The sequence below is a fragment of the Mycobacterium sp. URHB0021 genome, from assembly GCF_054057895.1.
This window is the reverse complement of the sequence record NZ_JBSRZT010000002.1, coordinates 7,497,387-7,513,888: the sequence shown is the minus strand read 5'-3', so window position 1 is coordinate 7,513,888 and position 16,502 is coordinate 7,497,387. Positions and strand designations below refer to the sequence as shown.

Annotated in this window: 15 protein-coding genes, 1 pseudogene and 1 riboswitch; of the genes and pseudogenes, 7 read left to right on the top strand and 9 right to left on the bottom strand. The window is 66.6% G+C overall.

The annotated features are described in order from the left end of the window. Nucleotides 1-149 precede the first annotated feature (149 nt). Genes ACVWWN_RS38945 through ACVWWN_RS38930 form a run of 4 tightly spaced genes read left to right on the top strand, consistent with a single transcriptional unit; the run spans nucleotide 150 to nucleotide 4,064 of the window. Nucleotides 150-1,511: an MFS transporter gene (locus ACVWWN_RS38945; protein ID WP_457148635.1), complete on the top strand. Its 1,362-nt coding sequence runs from the start codon at nucleotides 150-152 to the stop codon at nucleotides 1,509-1,511. After that, nucleotides 1,508-2,371, top strand: coding sequence for a transketolase (locus ACVWWN_RS38940; protein ID WP_457148634.1), 864 nt, complete (start codon nucleotides 1,508-1,510; stop codon nucleotides 2,369-2,371). The genes ACVWWN_RS38945 and ACVWWN_RS38940 overlap by 4 nt, the downstream gene beginning before the upstream one ends. Then, nucleotides 2,368-3,351, top strand: coding sequence for a transketolase family protein (locus ACVWWN_RS38935; protein ID WP_457148633.1), 984 nt, complete (start codon nucleotides 2,368-2,370; stop codon nucleotides 3,349-3,351). The genes ACVWWN_RS38940 and ACVWWN_RS38935 overlap by 4 nt, the downstream gene beginning before the upstream one ends. Nucleotides 3,352-3,395: 44 nt before the next feature. After that, nucleotides 3,396-4,064 (top strand): GntR family transcriptional regulator, encoded by a 669-nt coding sequence (locus ACVWWN_RS38930; RefSeq protein WP_457148632.1) that lies wholly within the window; start codon nucleotides 3,396-3,398, stop codon nucleotides 4,062-4,064. A gap of 10 nt (nucleotides 4,065-4,074) precedes the next feature. Here the strand turns inward: ACVWWN_RS38930 and ACVWWN_RS38925 are convergent, their stop codons facing one another. Beyond that, nucleotides 4,075-5,304 carry an APC family permease gene (locus ACVWWN_RS38925; RefSeq protein WP_457148631.1) on the bottom strand — a complete coding sequence of 410 codons (1,230 nt, stop codon included), beginning with the start codon at nucleotides 5,302-5,304 and terminating at the stop codon, nucleotides 4,075-4,077. 110 nt (nucleotides 5,305-5,414) lie between these two features. Here ACVWWN_RS38925 and ACVWWN_RS38920 point away from each other — a divergent pair. Further along, nucleotides 5,415-5,588: pseudogene (locus tag ACVWWN_RS38920) on the top strand (TetR family transcriptional regulator); the annotation flags it as partial. A 122-nt stretch (nucleotides 5,589-5,710) separates the two neighbouring features. Here ACVWWN_RS38920 and ACVWWN_RS38915 read toward each other — a convergent pair. The 5 genes from ACVWWN_RS38915 to thiC all read right to left on the bottom strand — a co-directional run bounded on the left by ACVWWN_RS38915 (nucleotide 5,711) and on the right by thiC (nucleotide 11,051). Continuing rightward, nucleotides 5,711-7,195 carry a flavin-containing monooxygenase gene (locus ACVWWN_RS38915; RefSeq protein WP_457148630.1) on the bottom strand — a complete coding sequence of 495 codons (1,485 nt, stop codon included), beginning with the start codon at nucleotides 7,193-7,195 and terminating at the stop codon, nucleotides 5,711-5,713. 43 nt (nucleotides 7,196-7,238) lie between these two features. Further along, nucleotides 7,239-7,967 (bottom strand): septum formation family protein, encoded by a 729-nt coding sequence (locus tag ACVWWN_RS38910; RefSeq protein WP_457148629.1) that lies wholly within the window; start codon nucleotides 7,965-7,967, stop codon nucleotides 7,239-7,241. A gap of 35 nt (nucleotides 7,968-8,002) precedes the next feature. Further along, nucleotides 8,003-8,638 (bottom strand): alpha/beta hydrolase family protein, encoded by a 636-nt coding sequence (locus ACVWWN_RS38905; RefSeq protein WP_457148628.1) that lies wholly within the window; start codon nucleotides 8,636-8,638, stop codon nucleotides 8,003-8,005. After that, nucleotides 8,635-9,471 carry a bifunctional hydroxymethylpyrimidine kinase/phosphomethylpyrimidine kinase gene (gene thiD, locus ACVWWN_RS38900; RefSeq protein ID WP_457148627.1) on the bottom strand — a complete coding sequence of 279 codons (837 nt, stop codon included), beginning with the start codon at nucleotides 9,469-9,471 and terminating at the stop codon, nucleotides 8,635-8,637. Before thiD ends, ACVWWN_RS38905 begins: the two co-directional genes overlap by 4 nt. After that, on the bottom strand, nucleotides 9,468-11,051 hold the full coding sequence (gene thiC, locus ACVWWN_RS38895; RefSeq protein WP_457148626.1) for a phosphomethylpyrimidine synthase ThiC: 1,584 nt from the start codon (nucleotides 11,049-11,051) through the stop codon (nucleotides 9,468-9,470). The genes thiD and thiC overlap by 4 nt, the downstream gene beginning before the upstream one ends. Beyond that, nucleotides 11,046-11,155, bottom strand: a riboswitch (TPP riboswitch). It overlaps the preceding gene by 6 nt. Nucleotides 11,156-11,273: 118 nt before the next feature. On the opposite strand from thiC, the gene ACVWWN_RS38890 reads away from it, so the two are divergent. Both ACVWWN_RS38890 and ACVWWN_RS38885 read left to right on the top strand, forming a co-directional pair. Further along, nucleotides 11,274-13,043 (top strand): MFS transporter, encoded by a 1,770-nt coding sequence (locus tag ACVWWN_RS38890; protein ID WP_457148625.1) that lies wholly within the window; start codon nucleotides 11,274-11,276, stop codon nucleotides 13,041-13,043. Nucleotides 13,044-13,069: 26 nt separating this feature from the next. After that, the gene (locus ACVWWN_RS38885; RefSeq protein WP_457148624.1) at nucleotides 13,070-14,008 is read left to right on the top strand and encodes a lysophospholipid acyltransferase family protein; all 939 of its coding nucleotides are present in this window, start codon (nucleotides 13,070-13,072) and stop codon (nucleotides 14,006-14,008) included. 134 nt (nucleotides 14,009-14,142) lie between these two features. On the opposite strand, the gene ACVWWN_RS38880 is transcribed toward ACVWWN_RS38885, so the two are convergent. The 3 genes from ACVWWN_RS38880 to ACVWWN_RS38870 are packed head-to-tail and all read right to left on the bottom strand — an operon-like array spanning nucleotide 14,143 to nucleotide 16,459. Then, complete coding sequence (locus ACVWWN_RS38880; protein WP_457148623.1) at nucleotides 14,143-14,943, bottom strand: exodeoxyribonuclease III; 801 nt, start codon at nucleotides 14,941-14,943, stop codon at nucleotides 14,143-14,145. A 5-nt stretch (nucleotides 14,944-14,948) separates the two neighbouring features. After that, nucleotides 14,949-15,863, bottom strand: a complete 915-nt coding sequence (locus ACVWWN_RS38875) for an N-acetylglutamate synthase, CG3035 family (RefSeq protein ID WP_457148622.1) — start codon at nucleotides 15,861-15,863, stop codon at nucleotides 14,949-14,951. A gap of 2 nt (nucleotides 15,864-15,865) precedes the next feature. Continuing rightward, nucleotides 15,866-16,459 carry a peptide deformylase gene (locus tag ACVWWN_RS38870; protein ID WP_457148621.1) on the bottom strand — a complete coding sequence of 198 codons (594 nt, stop codon included), beginning with the start codon at nucleotides 16,457-16,459 and terminating at the stop codon, nucleotides 15,866-15,868. Nucleotides 16,460-16,502 lie beyond the last annotated feature (43 nt).

The window sequence follows — 16,502 nt, the reverse complement described above, 5'->3', positions numbered from 1 at the left end:
ACTGTCAACAGTCAACCGGCAACAAAAATGTCTGTTGACTGTTGACACCAGCGTATGCGCGGAGTCACACTGGGTGACGTAACGCACTGTCGACTGTCAACAGTGATTTCCGTCTAGCCCTTCACTTGGGCTTTTGAAAGGATCAGCTCATGAGCGACGCCGCTCTATCCATGCGGGGGCCGGTACTCGGCACCAAAGACGCCAAGAAGGTCGCCATCGGCTCAGGCGTCGGCGCGGTCATCGAGACCTACGACTTCATCGGGTTCGGCACCGCCGCCGCCCTCTACTTCGGCCACGCGTTCTTCCCCGGCGCCAGCCCGATAGCGGGCACGCTGGCCTCGTTCGCCACCCTCGGCGTCGGATTCGCCGCACGTCCGCTCGGCGGCATCATCGGTGGCCATCTCGGCGACAAGCTCGGCCGCAAGCCGGTGCTCGTCGCCTCGTTGATCGTCATGGTGTTGGCGACGTTCGTCATCGGCCTGCTGCCCACCTATGCCGCGGTCGGCGTCCTGGCGCCGATCCTGCTGGTGACGGTGCGCATCATCCAGGGCATCGCCTTCGGCGCCGAGTGGGGCGGGGCGATCCTGATGAGCTACGAGCACGCGCCGTGGAGAGAGAAGGGCCGCTACACGGGCATGGTTCAGGCCGGCTTCCCCGTTGGTCTGCTGCTGGCCAACCTGGTGTTCCTTGTCAGCGTGCACCTGCCCGGCGACTGGGCCTGGCGATTGCCGTTCCTCGCCAGCATCATCCTGGTCATCGTCGGCCTGATCATCCGCGCCAAGGTGCCCGAGTCGCCGGTGTTCGAGGACGTCAAGGAGCACGGCGACATCGTCAAGTCCCCGATCGTCGCCGTGATCAAGACCGACTGGCGAAACATCCTGCGCGGCATCGGCCTTCGCATCGCCGAGACCGCCGGCTACGCAGTGTCGATCACCTACATGATCTCGTATCTGAAGGGTGCCGAACTGGCCACCAAGTCCGAGACTCTCACCGCGCTGTGCGTGGCGTCGGCGATCGGCATCGTCGCCACCATGGCGTGGGCCCGCCTGACCGACAAGATCGGTCGGCGCACCGTCTACGTGTGGAGCTGCGCGTTCGCCATCCCGTTCGGGGTGCTGATGTTCATGCTGGTGAACACGGGAATCTTCCTGTTGATCATCGCGACCTTCGTGTTGGCATACGGGGTGGTTCAGAACTCGCTGGCCGGTGCCCAGGGCGCGTGGTTCCCCGAGCTGTTCACGGCGAACACCCGCGCGTCAGGAGCGTCATTGGCCTACCAGATCTCGGCGATGGTGTCGGGCTTCACGCCCTTTATCACCACGCTGCTGTTCGTCTCCTTCGGGTGGATCGGGCCGGCCCTGCTGTTCAGCACCTACGCAGCGATCGGTCTGGTGGCGGCACTCATCACCCGCGAGACCTGGGGGCCACACGAGCGCCAGTTGGCTGATGAGGCTGCGGCACAAGCGAATCGGTCCGACGTCACCCTGAGCGCATCGGGCGACATCCGATGACACTCACGATCGAGACCGGCCGCCGGCAGAAGGTGGCGGCGGCCGCCTACCGCATGCGTCACCACGTGTTGAACATGGGCGAGGCCCAGGGCCAGGGTTACGTCGGCCAGGCACTCGATGCCGCCGACATGCTGGCGTGCGTCTACGCCGACCAGCTTCGCTATCGGGCCGATGAACCCGAATGGCAGGAGCGCGACCGGTTCTTGTTGTCCACCGGGCACTATGCGATCGGGCTCTACGCGGCCCTGGCCGAGGCCGGGATCATCGAGGTCGACGAACTGGACACCTACGGCTGCGATGATTCGCGGCTGCCGATGTCGGGGATGGCGTCCTACACCCCGGGGATGGAGATCTCCGGCGGATCGCTGGGACACGGTCTGACCGTCGCGGTCGGGATGGCGTTGGGTCTGCGTCATCAGGGTTCCATGTCGAAAGTCATCAACTTCCTGTCGGACGGGGAGTTGGACGAGGGGTCGACGTGGGAAGCCGCGATGGGCGCAAGCCATCACCGGCTCGGCCACCTGACTGCGCTGGTGGACATCAACGCGCTTCAGGCCGACGGTCCCACCGCGGGCGTGCTGCGCACCGAACCGGTTGCCGAGAAATGGGCGGCGTGCGGGTGGTTCGTACAACGCGTGGACGGCAACGACGTCGAGGCTCTGCTCGCCGCGTTCGACGCCGTCGGCGAACGGTCCGAACCGACGGGCACACCCGCAGTGATTCTGTGCGACACCAGGATCGGATGTGGCGTGCCGATGCTCGAGACGAGAGAAAAGGCGCACTTCATGCGCATCGAGACCGACGAGTGGCAGGTGTGCCGGGAACAGCTGGCCGCCGGATATGTGGAGACGACACAATGACAACCAGTTCACCGCTTCGCACCTCGGCGATGATCGCATCGTTCGCCGATCCCGGCCAGCGCACCAGCCCCGCACCGTTCGGGCATGCGCTCGTCGCCGCGGCGGAGGCCGACAACCGGATCGTCGGTCTCACCGCCGACCTGGGCAAGTACACCGACATGCACATCTTCGCCAAGGCGTTTCCCAACCGGTACTTCCAGATGGGGATGGCCGAACAGCTGCTCTTCGGGGCCGCCGCGGGAATGGCGGAAACGGGCCTGTTGCCGTTCGCGTCCACCTACTCGGTGTTCGCCGCGCGGCGGGCATACGACTTCATCTGTCTCGACATCGCCGAGCCGGGTCTGAACGTCAACATCATCGGTGGCCTGCCGGGGCTCACCACCGGCTACGGGCCGTCGCACCAGGCCACCGAGGACGTCGCGATCTTCCGCGGCATACCCGGGCTCACCATCGTCGACCCGTGTGACTCCGTCGACATCGCCCAGGCCGTACCGCAACTGGCCGCGCACGTCGGCCCGACCTATCTACGGCTGCTGCGGGGACAGGTGCCCACCGTGCTCGACGAATATGACTACACCTTCGAACTCGGCAAGGCCAAGGTACTGCGGGACGGTGCCGACGTGGTGTTCGTGTCCAGTGGGCTGATGACGATGCGGGCCCTGCTCGCCGCCGAGGAACTGTCGGGACACCATGTCGACGCCGCGGTGGTCCACACACCGACTCTGAAGCCGTTCGACGCGGATACCGTGCTGGCGCAGATCGATTCGGACCGGCTGGCGATCACGCTGGAGAACCACACGCGGGTGGGCGGGCTGTTCGAGACGGTCGCGGCCGAGGCCGTGCGCCGGGGTGTGCGGCGCCAGATCACCCCGATCGCGCTGCCGGACGAGTTCCTCGCCGCCGGGGCGTTGCCCACCCTGCACGATCGCTACGGCCTGTCGACCGCGCGCGTCGTCGCGTCGGTGCTCGAGCGTCTGTAGCATGACTGTTGACAGCCGATTGTTGACACTAAAGGAGCCGCCCGATGTCGGTGGAGGCCTCGCCGCTGCTACGGCTGGAGAAAACCAGCCTTCGCCAACAGGCGCTCACGGCGTTGCGACGGGCGATCACCACAGGGCAACTGACGCCGGGGACCCACCTGGTGGAGACGGAGCTGTCCGAAGCCTTGCAGATCAGCCGCGGCACGCTCCGCGAAGCGATGCGGCAGCTCCAGCAGGAGGGCCTGATCTCCGCCGGTGCGCGCGGCAGGCTGTCGGTCCGCCACCTCGACGCCAAGGAGATCAAGGACATCTTCAACGTGCGGGCTGCGCTGGAGGCGCTGGCCGCCCAGACGCTGGCTGGCCGTCCCGACCGCGCAAGCGCCGTCGCCGAGCTTCGCGCCGCGGTGGCCGACATGGAGCGCTGGGCGGCGTCCAACCTGGAGGACCGGATCGAGGCAGACCTCAAGTTTCACCGCACCATGTGCTATCTGTCGGGTAACGAGACCCTCATGCACTCGTGGTCGTCGCTCGAAGGCAGCATCCGGATGTCGATCATGTTCGCCGGGGTGGAGCGGGCGCTGAAGAACATGGATGCCAAACGGCACTTCGAGATCGTCGACGCGATCGACTCCGGCGACGCAGACACGGCTGCTGCGGCCGTCCGTGAGCACATGGCCGGTGCCGCAACAGTCTTGGTCGACGGAGCGGCCTGACGGGCGGCGACTACTGCCTGATCTTCCTGACCCCGTAGGTGAGCGTACCGATCAGCACCACCGCCGCACCGGTCAGCACCGAGCTCAGCGGTAGCAGGACCGCCAGGAGCAGGCACCCGACCAGGCCGGTCGCCGGGATGAGGCGGCGGCCGAGCGTCCATGCCGATGCGTTGGCGATCGCGTAGTACAGCAACACGGCGAACGACGAGAAGCCGATCGCTCCACGCACGTCGACCACCGCGGCGACGGCCGCCACCACGACACCCACCACCACCTCGGCGCGGTATGGGCTGCCGAATCGCGGATGCACGGCCGCCAGGGCATAGGGCAGATGACGGTCGCGGGCCATCGCCAGTGTGGTCCGCGATACGCCGAGAATCAGTGCCAGCAAGGAACCGAGCGCGGCGACGGCGGCGCCGGCGCGGACCACCACCTCGAACCCCGGCCGACCCGCAGCGCGTACCGCCTCGGCCAGCGGGGCGTCGGCCGACGCCAGTGTGGCGCTGCCCAATTCGCCCAGCACCGCGGCCGCCACCACCGCGTAGACCACCAGCGTGATGCCGAGTGCGATCGGGATGGCGCGGGGGATGGTGCGGGCGGGATCACGCACCTCTTCGCCGAGCGTGGCGATGCGCGCGTAGCCCGCGAAGGCGAAGAACAGCAACCCGCCGGCCTGCAGCACACCACGAACGCCGGCATCGTGGCCCCAGGCCAGCCGTGAGGCATCGACGTGACCCGAGCCGACGATGATCACCACCACGGCGGTCAGCACGGCCAGCACCAAGGCCACGATGACCCGGGTCAACATGGCGGATTTCTGGACGCCTGCATAGTTCAACACTGTCAGCGCCACCACGGCGGCCACCGCCACCGCATGCGCATGGGCCGGCCACGCATAGAACCCGACCGTCAGTGCCATCGCCGCACACGACGCGGTCTTGCCGACCACGAAGCTGAATCCGGCTGTGTATCCCCAGAATGCGCCGAGCCGCTCTCGGCCGTACACATAGGTGCCGCCGGATTGCGGATAGCGGGCGGCCAGCCGTGCCGACGACGTTGCGTTGCAGTAGGCGACGACGGCTGCGACCGCGAGTCCGATCATCAGGCCCGAACCGGCCGCGGCGGCGGCGGGCGCGAGGGCGACGAAGACGCCCGCGCCGATCATCGAGCCGAGCCCGATCGTGACGGCGTCGAAGGTGCCGAGCCGTCGCTTCAACGCAGAACCGTCCGGCGTGCTCACGCCGCGATGCTACGTCAGGCGGATTCGTGGTGAACCGGCAGCGATACGGTGGCGATGATGCCCGCTGATGCACGCACCCATGTAAGTCCCCGGTCCGTATGGTGTTGACCATGGCGCGCACCGGTCCGACCAGCGATGGCCGCGACATCCGGCGTCGGCCGAAGGACCGGAAGCGCCAGATCGCCCGCGCGTCGGCCGAAGCGTTCAGCGCCCTCGGCTAACACGGTGTCAGCATGGAGGCGATCGCCGCACGCGTCGGCATCTCCGCCGCCGCGCTGTACCGCGTGGAGCGCGTGACGTTGTTGGACCGCTCCCGGCTTCGGGCTCCATTGCCCGCCAGACAGGCGCCGTACCCGATGAAGCCGCCGATCGACGCCGCGCGGGTCCGGCGTGCGCTCAGCCCGAGTCACGCAATCTGGTAGTCGCTCATCGGGAATTGCTCGGCCTCTTTGATCGCCATCTTCGTCGACATGGGCCGCAGCAGCGTCGGCTCACCCTGCGGATTGAAATAGTAAGACCGCGACGTCGCGCAATTTCCGATCGTCCACAGCGAATTGCCCATCATTTCGGTCATCCGGTCGCGGTAACGGGTATTGGCGTCCTCCGTCACCTCAAAGGTGCTGGCCCCGCGCCGCTTCATCTCGGCGAACAGCCGGTCCATGTGCCGCATCTGGTATTCCATGGTGTTGAAGAAGTTCAACCCGAGGAATGCGAAGGGGCTGGCCAGACTCAGGTAGTTGGGGAAGTAGGGCATCGTCATGCCCTGGTACGCCTGGAATCTGGTTTCGCGCCACCACTTTCCGAGATTGCGTCCTCGTCGGCCGATGATCTCGACGGCGGGGAAGTTGGCGTCCCACAGGTCGAATCCGGTGGCCAGCACCAGGGTGTCGACGACGGTCTTGGTGCCGTCGGCGTTGACGATGCCGTCAGTCTCGATGCGCTCGATCCCGTCGGCCTGCAGATGCACGTTCGGTTTCGTGAACGCGCGGTAGTAGCCGTTGGAGAACGTCGGCCGCTTGCACCCGAAGTCGTAGTCCGGGGTCAGCTTGCGGCGCAGTTCCTTATCGCGGATCGATGCGAACCGGTGCATCTTCGACAGGTCCGCGGCGGCGATGTTCAGCCGGCGGAAATACCGGTGGTGAATCACCCCGGTGTTGATCATGACTTCGTAGATGGAGTCGGTCAGCCAGCGAATCGCCCGCTGAGTCGACGGGATTCGCGCGAAGAGCTTCTTGGCCCGTTCGCCGAAGCGTAGGTCGATCTTGGGTACCACCCAGATCGGGGTGCGCTGGTAGACGGTCAGATCCGCCGTCGTCCTGGCCAGTTCGGGAATCAACTGCACCGCGGTGGCACCGGTTCCGATGATCGCGACGCGCCGCCCGGCCGGGTCGTAGCTGTCGTCCCAGTCGGTGGTGTGAATGACCTTGCCCGCGAAGTTGGCCACTCCCGGGATGTCGGGCACCTTGGGCTGGGACAAGAAACCCGTCGCGGTGATCAGGTAGCGCGCGGTCAGCGTCGCACCACCGGAAACGGCAACCTGCCAGACGCCGGCCTCCTCGTCCCAGCGGGCGCCCTCGACGACGGTGTTGAACCGCATGTGCTTGCGGACGTCGAACTTGTCCGCGACGTCGTCGGCGTACTGCTTGATCTCGGGGCCGGGGGTGAACAGCCGCGACCAGTTCGGGTTTGGCTCGAAGAAGTAGGAATATGTCGTGGTGGGAACGTCGACGGCCAGGCCCGGGTAGTGGTTGACGTACCACGTCCCGCCAAGGTCGTCCTCGCGATCCAGGATCACGAAGTTCTGGTAGTCCATCCGCTTGAGCTGGATCGCAGCGCCGATCCCTCCGAAACCGGCCCCTACGATGACCGCGTCGTAAAGCTCCGAAGTCATGGACCAGACGGTACCTGAGGTACTGCTTATCTCCGCCATCGGCTCAACCTTTGATGGATCCCGTCCGCGGCGGATCGAGGGTGGCGACGCAGGTCACCGCGCGGTCACCCTGCTGCCAGGTCTCCGCGGTCGGATACAGGACATAGAGCTGCACCGAGTCGTCGGTGATCGCGGCCGGCGAATAGGAGGCCAGCGCCGGCTCGCACCTGCTCTGGTACTTCTCGATCGCCGAAGGACCCGGGAAGTCGCCCTCGGGCATCAACAGCACCGCGAACACCTCGCCCGCGTGCGACTCCTCGCATTCGACGGTCTCGACCGTCAACACCCGGGTGCCATCGGGGATCTCCTTCAGACAGTCGCCGACCTTGACGTCCGTCGCGGTCACCGTGCCCTTGCCGACGATGAAATAGATGGCGACGGCCGCGATCGCCACCAGCACCCACAGGCCGGACAGGACCAGCCCGGCGATCGCCATCCCGCGTCCGCCCCGGCCCTGTTTGGCCTTGTTGAGACCGACGATGCCGCAGATGACGCTGATCAGGACCCCGCCGATGACGCCGAAGATCAGCGAGACGACAGCCCACCAGTTCGTGGTCTTCGGGGCGTTCGGAGGTGGCGGGTAGAACCCGGGCGGCGGCCCCTGAAACGGCATCGGCGGCGGAGGCGGCGGATACGGCATGGGCTGTGGTTGGCCGGCCGGCCCCGGCGGTTGCTGTCCGTACGGCGGAGGTGGCTGTCCGTAGGGCGGGGGATTGCTCGGCGGCATGGTCACCCGCTGACGATAGCGTCAGCCGCGAACTCTCGCTGTCAGACCAGCAACCGTAGCGCGCTGTCCACGGCCAGGGCCGGAACATCGAGTGTCTTGGAGCCGAGATCGTGGCGAGCGCCGGTGACTTCCACGATTTCGGTAGGCGCGGAGATGAGCGCGGCGGCGGGCCGCAGCTCGTCGATGGATCCGAAGGGATCGGCGGTGCCGTGAGTGAAGACGGTCGGCACGGTGATCCGGAGCAGGTGTTCGGTGCGGGCCCGTTCCGGCTTCCCCGGTGGATGCAGGGGATAGGAGAACAGCGTCAGCACATCGACGTCGGCGGCCTTCTCGGCGAGCACCATCGATGTCATCCGGCCACCGTATGAGTGGCCGCCCGCGATAACGGGTCCGCCAGGTCCGCCGGGTCCGGCGGCCAGGGTGCGGGCCACCTCGATCGCCTCGACGACGCCTGCCTGATCGCTGGCCGCCGATCCGGACGGTGGCCCCTTCGGCCGGCGTCGGCGGTAGGGCAGGTTGTACCGCACCGCGAGCCAGCCGCGGGCGGCCCATTCGTCGCAGATCTTCACCAGCAGCGGCGATTCGCGGCTGCCCCCGGCACCGTGGGTCAGCACCACGACGCCGTTGGCGGTGCCGTCGGGACGGTGCGCGATCCCCGCGATCTGCTCGAGGCTCACGAGCCCAGCCTGAACAGGGCCGAGACGGGTCCGTGGCCGTGGCCCAGCGGGTAGGCGGCGCGCAGGCATTCGGTCACCCAGCGCTTCCCGAAGGCCACCGCGTCCGGCACGGCGTAGCCGTGCGCCAGTGCGCTGGCGACCGCGGCGGCCAGGGTGTCACCCGCGCCGTGGTCGTCTGCGGTGTCGATGCGGGTGGTGTCGAACTCATGGAAGTCGGTGCCGTCGAACAACAGATCGGGACTGTTCGGCGAGGACCGCAGGTGGCCGCCCTTGACCAGCGCCCACTGCGGGCCCAGCGCGTGCAGGGCGCGGGCCGCATTCCGCTGCGATTCGTCGTCGACGACATCGATGTCTACCAGCAGCCGAACCTCGTCGAGGTTGGGAGTCACCAGCGTGGCCAACGGAAAGAGCTGGTGCTTAAGCGAATCCAGTGCGGACGGATGCAGCAGCGGGTCGCCGTGCATCGATGCGCACACCGGGTCGACGACCAGTGGCACCGTGCCCGCAAGGCCCTGGTCACACCAGGTTCCGGCGATGGTGTCGATGATCGCCGACGACGCCAGCATGCCGGTCTTGGCGGCCTGGATGCCGATGTCCGAGGCCACCGCCGCGATCTGGCCGCCGATGACATCGACGGGAATTTCGTGAAAACCTTTGACACCGAGCGAGTTCTGCACCGTCACCGCGGTAACCGCGACGAGCCCGTGCATGCCGAGTAACGCAAATGTGCGCAGATCGGCCTGGATACCCGCCCCGCCGCCGGAATCGGATCCGGCGATCGTCAACACCCGCAGCGGCGTCTCACCGGGCGGTGTGAGTGGCAGGAAACTCATTCCGCTAAGGGTAGGTAAACCCGGTTGCCGTGGTCGGCGAACTCCTGGGATTTCTCCGCCATCGCCGCCCGAATGTCCTGGGTGATGCGCATCGAGCAGAACTTGGGCCCGCACATCGAGCAGAAGTGTGCGGTCTTGGCGGGCTCGGCGGGCAGCGTCTCGTCGTGAAACTCGCGCGCCGTGTCGGGGTCGAGCGACAGCGCGAACTGGTCATTCCAGCGGAACTCGAACCGCGCCCGCGACAGGGCGTCGTCACGCATCTGGGCCCGTGGATGTCCTTTGGCGAGATCCGCTGCGTGGGCGGCGATCTTGTACGCGATGACGCCGTCCTTCACATCTTTTCGATCCGGCAGGCCGAGGTGCTCCTTGGGCGTGACGTAGCACAGCATCGCGGTGCCGGCCTGGGCGATGATAGCCGCGCCGATCGCGCTGGTGATGTGGTCGTAGGCGGGAGCGATGTCGGTCGCCAGCGGGCCGAGCGTGTAGAACGGCGCCTCCTCGCAGAGCTCCTCTTCCAGCCGCACGTTCTCGACGATCTTGTGCATCGGGATATGCCCCGGTCCCTCGATCATGACCTGCACGCCATGGGATTTCGCGATCTTCGTCAACTCGCCGAGGGTACGCAGTTCGGCGAACTGGGCGGCGTCATTGGCGTCGGCGATCGAGCCCGGTCGCAGACCGTCACCGAGCGAGAAGGTCACGTCGTAGCGGGCCAGGATGTCGCACAGCTCTTCGAAGTGCGTGTAGAGGAAAGACTCGGTGTGATGGGCCAGACACCACGCCGCCATGATCGATCCGCCGCGGCTGACGATGCCGGTGACCCGGTTGGCGGTCAGCGGGATGTAGCGCAGCAGCACCCCGGCGTGCACCGTCATATAGTCGACACCCTGTTCGCATTGTTCGATCACGGTGTCGCGATAGCACTCCCACGTCAGCGCGGTGGGGTCGCCGTTGATCTTCTCCAGGGCCTGATAGATGGGCACGGTGCCGACCGGCACCGGTGAGTTCCGCAGGATCCACTCGCGAGTCAGGTGGATGTCGCGTCCGGTGGAGAGGTCCATGATGGTGTCGGCACCCCAGCGGGTGGCCCACACCATCTTGTCGACCTCTTCGGCGATCGAGCTGGTGACCGCCGAATTGCCGATATTCGCATTGATTTTCACCCCGAACGCCTTGCCGATGATCATCGGCTCGCTCTCGGGATGATTGTGGTTGGCGGGAATCACGGCGCGGCCCCGGGCCACCTCGTCGCGGACCAGTTCGGCCGGGACGTCCTCACGTGCGGCGATGAACGCCATCTCCGCGGTGATCTCCCCGGCCCGGGCCCGCTGCAGCTGGGTGCCGCGGTCACGGACCATGCCGGCGCGCGGCGTAAGACCGGAGTGCAGGTCGATGGCCGCCTCGGGATCCGTATACGGCCCCGAGGTGTCATACAGGTCGAGGTGCTCGCCATTGGACAGCTTCACCCGGCGATACGGCACGCGCGCGCCGCTCACTCCGGGCAGGTCCTGGTAGACCTTGGTGCTGCCCGCGATAGGGCCGGTGGTCACAGACGGGTCGACGACAACAGACTGCGGCATTTTCGAACATCTCCCTACGCCGGCATTACCCGGTCAGGTTCGTACGGTCGACAGCCCCAGCTGTCCTCTCAGCGCACTGGGTGTGCGCTCCCGCGTGGTGTGGACGACTGACACGCTAGCGCAGGCAGGCGGCCGGTGGGAATAGGAATTGTCCAACGATGTTTTATATAGCTAACATATGTGTTTTGTAGCTAAGAACTCGATGGATACGAAGCGAAGTAGATGGCGACTGAGATTGAGATGACGAAACATCCGGTTGTGGCCGACGCCGATACGGCCCTTGTCGAGACGGCGCGCCGTCGGCGGCGCATGGACCACGACCATCCCTTCTATAAGTGGATCGCGCTGTCCAACACGACCCTGGGCACGTTGCTGGCGACGATCAACGCGTCGATCGTGCTGATCTCGCTGCCCGCGATCTTCCGCGGGATCGGCCTGAATCCGTTGGCCCCGGGCAACGTCAGCTATCTGCTGTGGATGCTGATGGGCTACCTGGTGGTGACCGCGGTTCTCGTGGTCATGTTCGGACGACTCGGGGACATGTTCGGTCGGGTGCGCATCTACAACCTCGGATTCGTCGTCTTCACCGTGGCCGCCGTCGCGCTGTCGTTCGATCCGTTCCATCTGGGTGGCGGCGCGCTGTGGTTGATCGGATGGCGGGTCGTCCAGGGTGTCGGTGGCGCCATGTTGATGGCCTCGTCGTCGGCGATCCTGACCGACGCGTTCCCGGCCAACCAGCGCGGCATGGCGCTTGGGGTGAACATGGTCGCCGCGGTGGCCGGCTCGTTCCTCGGCCTGCTGATCGGCGGTGTGCTCTCCGAATGGCACTGGAAGGCCGTGTTCTGGGTCGGTGTGCCGGTGGGCATCATCGGGACGATCTGGAGTTTGCGGTCGCTGAGGGAACTCGGGGTGCGCACGCCGGGGCGGCTGGACTGGGCCGGTTGTGTGACCTTCGGGGTCGGGTTGACGGTACTGCTGACCGGCATCACGTACGGCATCCAGCCCTATGGGGGCGCGACGACCGGATGGACCAGCCCGTGGGTGCTGACCGCGATCGGCTCCGGGCTGCTGCTGTTGGTGGCGTTCTGTCTCATCGAATTGCACGTCGAGCAGCCGATGATGAACATCCGGCTGTTCCGTTCGACGTCCTTCGGGATGGGTAACCTGGCCGGGCTGATGTCGTCGGTGGGCCGCGGCGGGCTGCAGTTCATGCTGATCATCTGGCTGCAGGGCATCTGGCTTCCGTTGCACGGCTATAGCTTTGAGTCGACACCGCTGTGGGCAGGCATCTACATGCTGCCGATGACCGCGGGCTTCCTGATCGCCGGTCCGCTCGCGGGGTCGCTGTCAGATCGGTACGGAGCGCGGCCGTTCACGGTGTCGGGGATGGCCCTGATGGCGGCGTCGTTCATCGCGCTGGTGATGATCCCGGTGGACTTCAACTACTGGGTGTTCGCGCTGCTGGTGTTCCTCAACGGGCTCGGCGGCGGCATCTTCACCGCACCGAACACCGCCGCGATCATGTCGAGCGTTCCGGCCGCCGAGCGCGGTGCGGCATCCGGTGTGCGCGCGACATTCTTCAACGCGGGGTCGTCGCTGTCGATCGGCATCTTCTTCTCGCTGATGATCGTCGGGCTGGCCAACTCGCTGCCCGGTGCGATGAGCGGTGGTCTGCAGGAGCAGGGAGTGTCCGCGTCGGTGGCGCACGACGTGGCCAACCTGCCGCCGGTCGGGAGCCTGTTTGCGGCGTTCCTGGGCTACAACCCGATCGCCGAGCTGTTGGGTCCGTCGGGCGCGTTGCAGCAGCCCGGTGTGCATGCGGATGTGCTGACCGGCAAGACGTTCTTCCCGCACCTGATCACCGAGCCGTTCCATTCCGGCTTGGTCGTGGTGTTCATCGCCGCTGCGGTGATGATGGTGATCGGCCTGATCGCCTCGCTGTTCAACCCGGGCCGCTACGCCGATGCGCCCGGTGCCGACAATGTGGCCTGACGCCACATCCGGGGTACCCGCCCTGGATGAGCGACACCGGCGACGCCAGACCCTCAGATATCCGCGAGCAGGCGCAGCAGCACGCCGAGCGGGAGCGCAACCGGATGGACGCCCGGCGCAGCGAGAATGACGAGGGACTCACCGGCTGGCTGAACAGGCGTGCCGGGGAGTGGGAGCTCAGCACCGCCGACGAAGCGACGATGCAGCGCCAGAAGTACTTCTGGAACACCCTCGTCGACCACTGGTTCCGGATGGAGTTCGACGGGTGGGAGAACCTGCCCGAGCCGCCCGTGCTGTTGGTCGGCATTCACTCCGGAGCACCGTTCGTATGGGATGCCTGGACCGTCGGCGTGCAATGGTGGCGCCGGTTCGGTCAGGATCGGCTGCTGCACGGCACCGCCCACGACGCCCTGATGGCCATCCCGCTGATCGGACGCTACTTCCGCGCCATGGGTGTGCTGCCGGCGGCGCCGGACTCGATGGCCGCCGCTCTGGCCGAGGGACGAGACGTCGCGGTCTGGCCCGGTGGCGAGGTCGACTCGCTGCGGCCGTGGAGCGAGCGCGACCGCGCAAACCTGGCCGGACGCAAGGGATTTGTGAAGATGGCCATTCGCGCCGGGGTCCCCATCGTGCCGATCGCGACCGTCGGCGGCGCCGACGCCATGCCGGTACTCATTCGAGGAGACCGTCTCTCGCAGTTGTTGCGTCTCGACAAGTTGTTGCGGCTCAAGGTGTTTCCGATCGCGGTGTCGTTGCCGTGGGGTATCGCTCCCGCCGCCCTGCCGCAGTTGCCCCTGCCGGCCAAGATCCGGACCCGGCTGATGCCCGCCGTCGATGTGGAGCACAACCCCGACCGCGCCGACGACGACGCGTACGTGGACGCGAAGTACCGCGAGGTGCAGGAGAGCATTCAGCGAGGCATGGATGCCTTGGCGCGCAAGCGAACGCTACCGTTGTTCGGCTGACTTCGCGCCGGCCTGATAGCCGTCCGAAGTAACCGCGCGGACGCGTCTGCCACCCGCCGACTCCTCACGCCGGCCGGCCTCGATTGCCGACAGCAACGCATCCGCCGACAGAGTCAGAAGTTTGTCCTCAGGTCTTAACCGACTTCGACGAGAACCGGCGCGTGGTCGCTCGCGCCCTTGCCCTTGCGCTCCTGACGCACGATCTCGGCGTGGGCCACCCGGGCGGCCAGCGACGGTGAACCGAGGATGAAGTCGATGCGCATCCCGCGGTTCTTCGGGAACCTCAGCTGCGTGTAATCCCAGTAGGTGAAGACTGCCGGCCCCGGCGTGAAGGGCCGGACCACGTCGGTGAATTGAGCGTCGACGATCGCGTTGAAGGCGGCGCGCTCGGGCGGTGTGACGTGGGTGCTGTTCTTATAGAACTCGACGCTCCAGACGTCATCGTCGGTGGGCGCGATGTTCCAGTCGCCCACGAGCGCGATCTGTGCCGACGGATCATCGTCGAGCCACCGGCGGGCCGTATTCCGCAGTGCGGCAAGCCATTGCAGCTTATAGACGTAGTGCGGCGATTCGACGAAGCGCCCGTTGGGCACATACAGGCTCCACACCCGGACACCGTTGCACGTCGCACCGAGCGCCCGGGCTTCCGCCGCCGCTTCGACCTCGGGCTTGTCGCTCCACGTCGGCTGACCTTCGAACCCAACCTGGATGTCTTCGATCCCGACGCGCGATGCGATGGCCACGCCGTTCCACTGGTTGAACCCGCAGTGCGCGACGTCGTAGCCCGCCGCGATGAACGGCATGGTGGGGAACTGGTCGTCGGAGCACTTGGTCTCCTGCATCGCCAGCACGTCGACGTCGGCACGTTCGAGCCAGTCGGTCACCCGGTCGACGCGCGCGCGGATCGAGTTGACGTTCCAGGTGGCTATTCGCACCTGTTTCAGCTTACGTCCCGGCGCGCCAATTCATCGGCTCGCACGTAGCGGGAGCGGTGGTGGACGCCGAACCCCATCGACTCATAGAGCCCTGTCGCGACGGCGTTGTCCGTGAGCACCTGGACGTATGCGCGCGTCGCCGAACGCCCGGCCCCCCACGACAAAAGAAAACTGCACAACGCGCGGGCCAGCCCGCGTCCGCGGGCTTGCTCCATCACATGCACCGCCGACAAGCCGACCCAGGATGTGCCGTCGGGCGCCGTGGTGAGGGCGGCCCGCCCCACCGCGGCACCGGCCATCGTCGCGAACGCCAACTCGCCGTCGATGACGGCGGTCAAGACGCCGGGCGGCACCTCACGCCGGTAGAGCCGTAGCCATTCGTCATCGGGCCGGGCGGCCAGCGTCACGTCCGACGTCGACGGAGTCGCGGTGCCGAGCTCGCTGGTCATCACCAGGTTTTCGCCATCGACCGGAACCCCGGGTGGTATGCGGAACAACCGATCGGGCACGGCCAGCAGCGGCGGTGTCCCACGGCCCGCGTACCAGTCGACGATCGCATCCAGCTGGTCCACCGCTGAAACCGCGAGCGGGACTGCTGAATTCGCCCGCCGAGTGCTGCCGTTGCCATACCTCAACAACCAGCCGTCGATCCACTCGTGCTCGATGCCGGGCCACGCCAGCGCCGCGGCATGCTCGAGATTGCGGATATCACCCGTGCGGACGGGCACTGCGGCCAACGCCTTGATCGCCACCACGTCCTCCGCCGCGACGTCGACGAGTTCGTCGCGCTTGGTGCGCACCCGAAGCGTCGCGCCGACCGCCTCCAGGTGGCCGACCACATCGGTCATCGGCGGCATGGAGCCGGACGGCAGCCGGTACCGCAGACTGACCCGGGTCCCGACGGCGGGCAGTTGAGCCATGACTAGTGGCCGAACGGATCGGGATCCTTGCCCGGGTTCCAACTGAGCCCGGGCACACCCCAGCCATGTGACTTGACCGCCCGCTTGGCGCTGCGTGCGTTCCTGCCCACAAGCCGGTCCAGGTAGAGGAATCCATCCAGATGGCCGGTCTCGTGTTGCAGCATCCGCGCAAACAGATCGTCGCCCTCGATGGTGATCGCATTGCCGTCGGCGTCAAGGCCTGTCACCCGCGCCCAGTCGGCGCGGCCCGTCGGAAAGGACTCGCCGGGCACCGACAGGCAGCCCTCGTCGTCGTTGTCGGGGTCCGGCATGGTCTCGGGAACCTCGGAGGTTTCCAGCACCGGGTTGACCACGACGCCCCGGCGCCGGGGCGTACGGCCGCGTACGTCGGCGCAGTCGTAGACGAACACCCGCTTGGAAACGCCGATCTGATTCGCCGCCAACCCGACACCGTTCGCGGCGTCCATCGTGTCGTAGAGATCCTTGATCAAGTCGGCGAGATCGGGCGGCAGAGAACCGTCGTCGCCAACGGGTACCGGCTCGGCGGCGGTGTGTAAGACGGGATCTCCTACGATGCGGATAGGTACGACGGCCATGGTCGGAAGCTTAATGAGCCGACTCGCGGGCTTGGGTGACGCC

Bases quoted from the DNA above. Each gene is read 5' to 3' on its own strand.
- thiD (WP_457148627.1), bottom strand. From the start codon at position 9,471: ATGAGTTTCCTGCCACTCACACCGCCCGGTGAGACGCCGCTGCGGGTG.
- thiC (WP_457148626.1), bottom strand. From the start codon at position 11,051: ATGCCGCAGTCTGTTGTCGTCGACCCGTCTGTGACCACCGGCCCTATC.
- ACVWWN_RS38875 (WP_457148622.1), bottom strand. From the start codon at position 15,863: ATGGCTCAACTGCCCGCCGTCGGGACCCGGGTCAGTCTGCGGTACCGG.
- ACVWWN_RS38935 (WP_457148633.1), top strand. From the start codon at position 2,368: ATGACAACCAGTTCACCGCTTCGCACCTCGGCGATGATCGCATCGTTC.
- ACVWWN_RS38940 (WP_457148634.1), top strand. From the start codon at position 1,508: ATGACACTCACGATCGAGACCGGCCGCCGGCAGAAGGTGGCGGCGGCC.
- ACVWWN_RS38915 (WP_457148630.1), bottom strand. From the start codon at position 7,195: ATGACTTCGGAGCTTTACGACGCGGTCATCGTAGGGGCCGGTTTCGGA.
- ACVWWN_RS38870 (WP_457148621.1), bottom strand. From the start codon at position 16,459: ATGGCCGTCGTACCTATCCGCATCGTAGGAGATCCCGTCTTACACACC.
- ACVWWN_RS38930 (WP_457148632.1), top strand. From the start codon at position 3,396: ATGTCGGTGGAGGCCTCGCCGCTGCTACGGCTGGAGAAAACCAGCCTT.
- ACVWWN_RS38890 (WP_457148625.1), top strand. From the start codon at position 11,274: ATGGCGACTGAGATTGAGATGACGAAACATCCGGTTGTGGCCGACGCC.
- ACVWWN_RS38885 (WP_457148624.1), top strand. From the start codon at position 13,070: ATGAGCGACACCGGCGACGCCAGACCCTCAGATATCCGCGAGCAGGCG.
- ACVWWN_RS38945 (WP_457148635.1), top strand. From the start codon at position 150: ATGAGCGACGCCGCTCTATCCATGCGGGGGCCGGTACTCGGCACCAAA.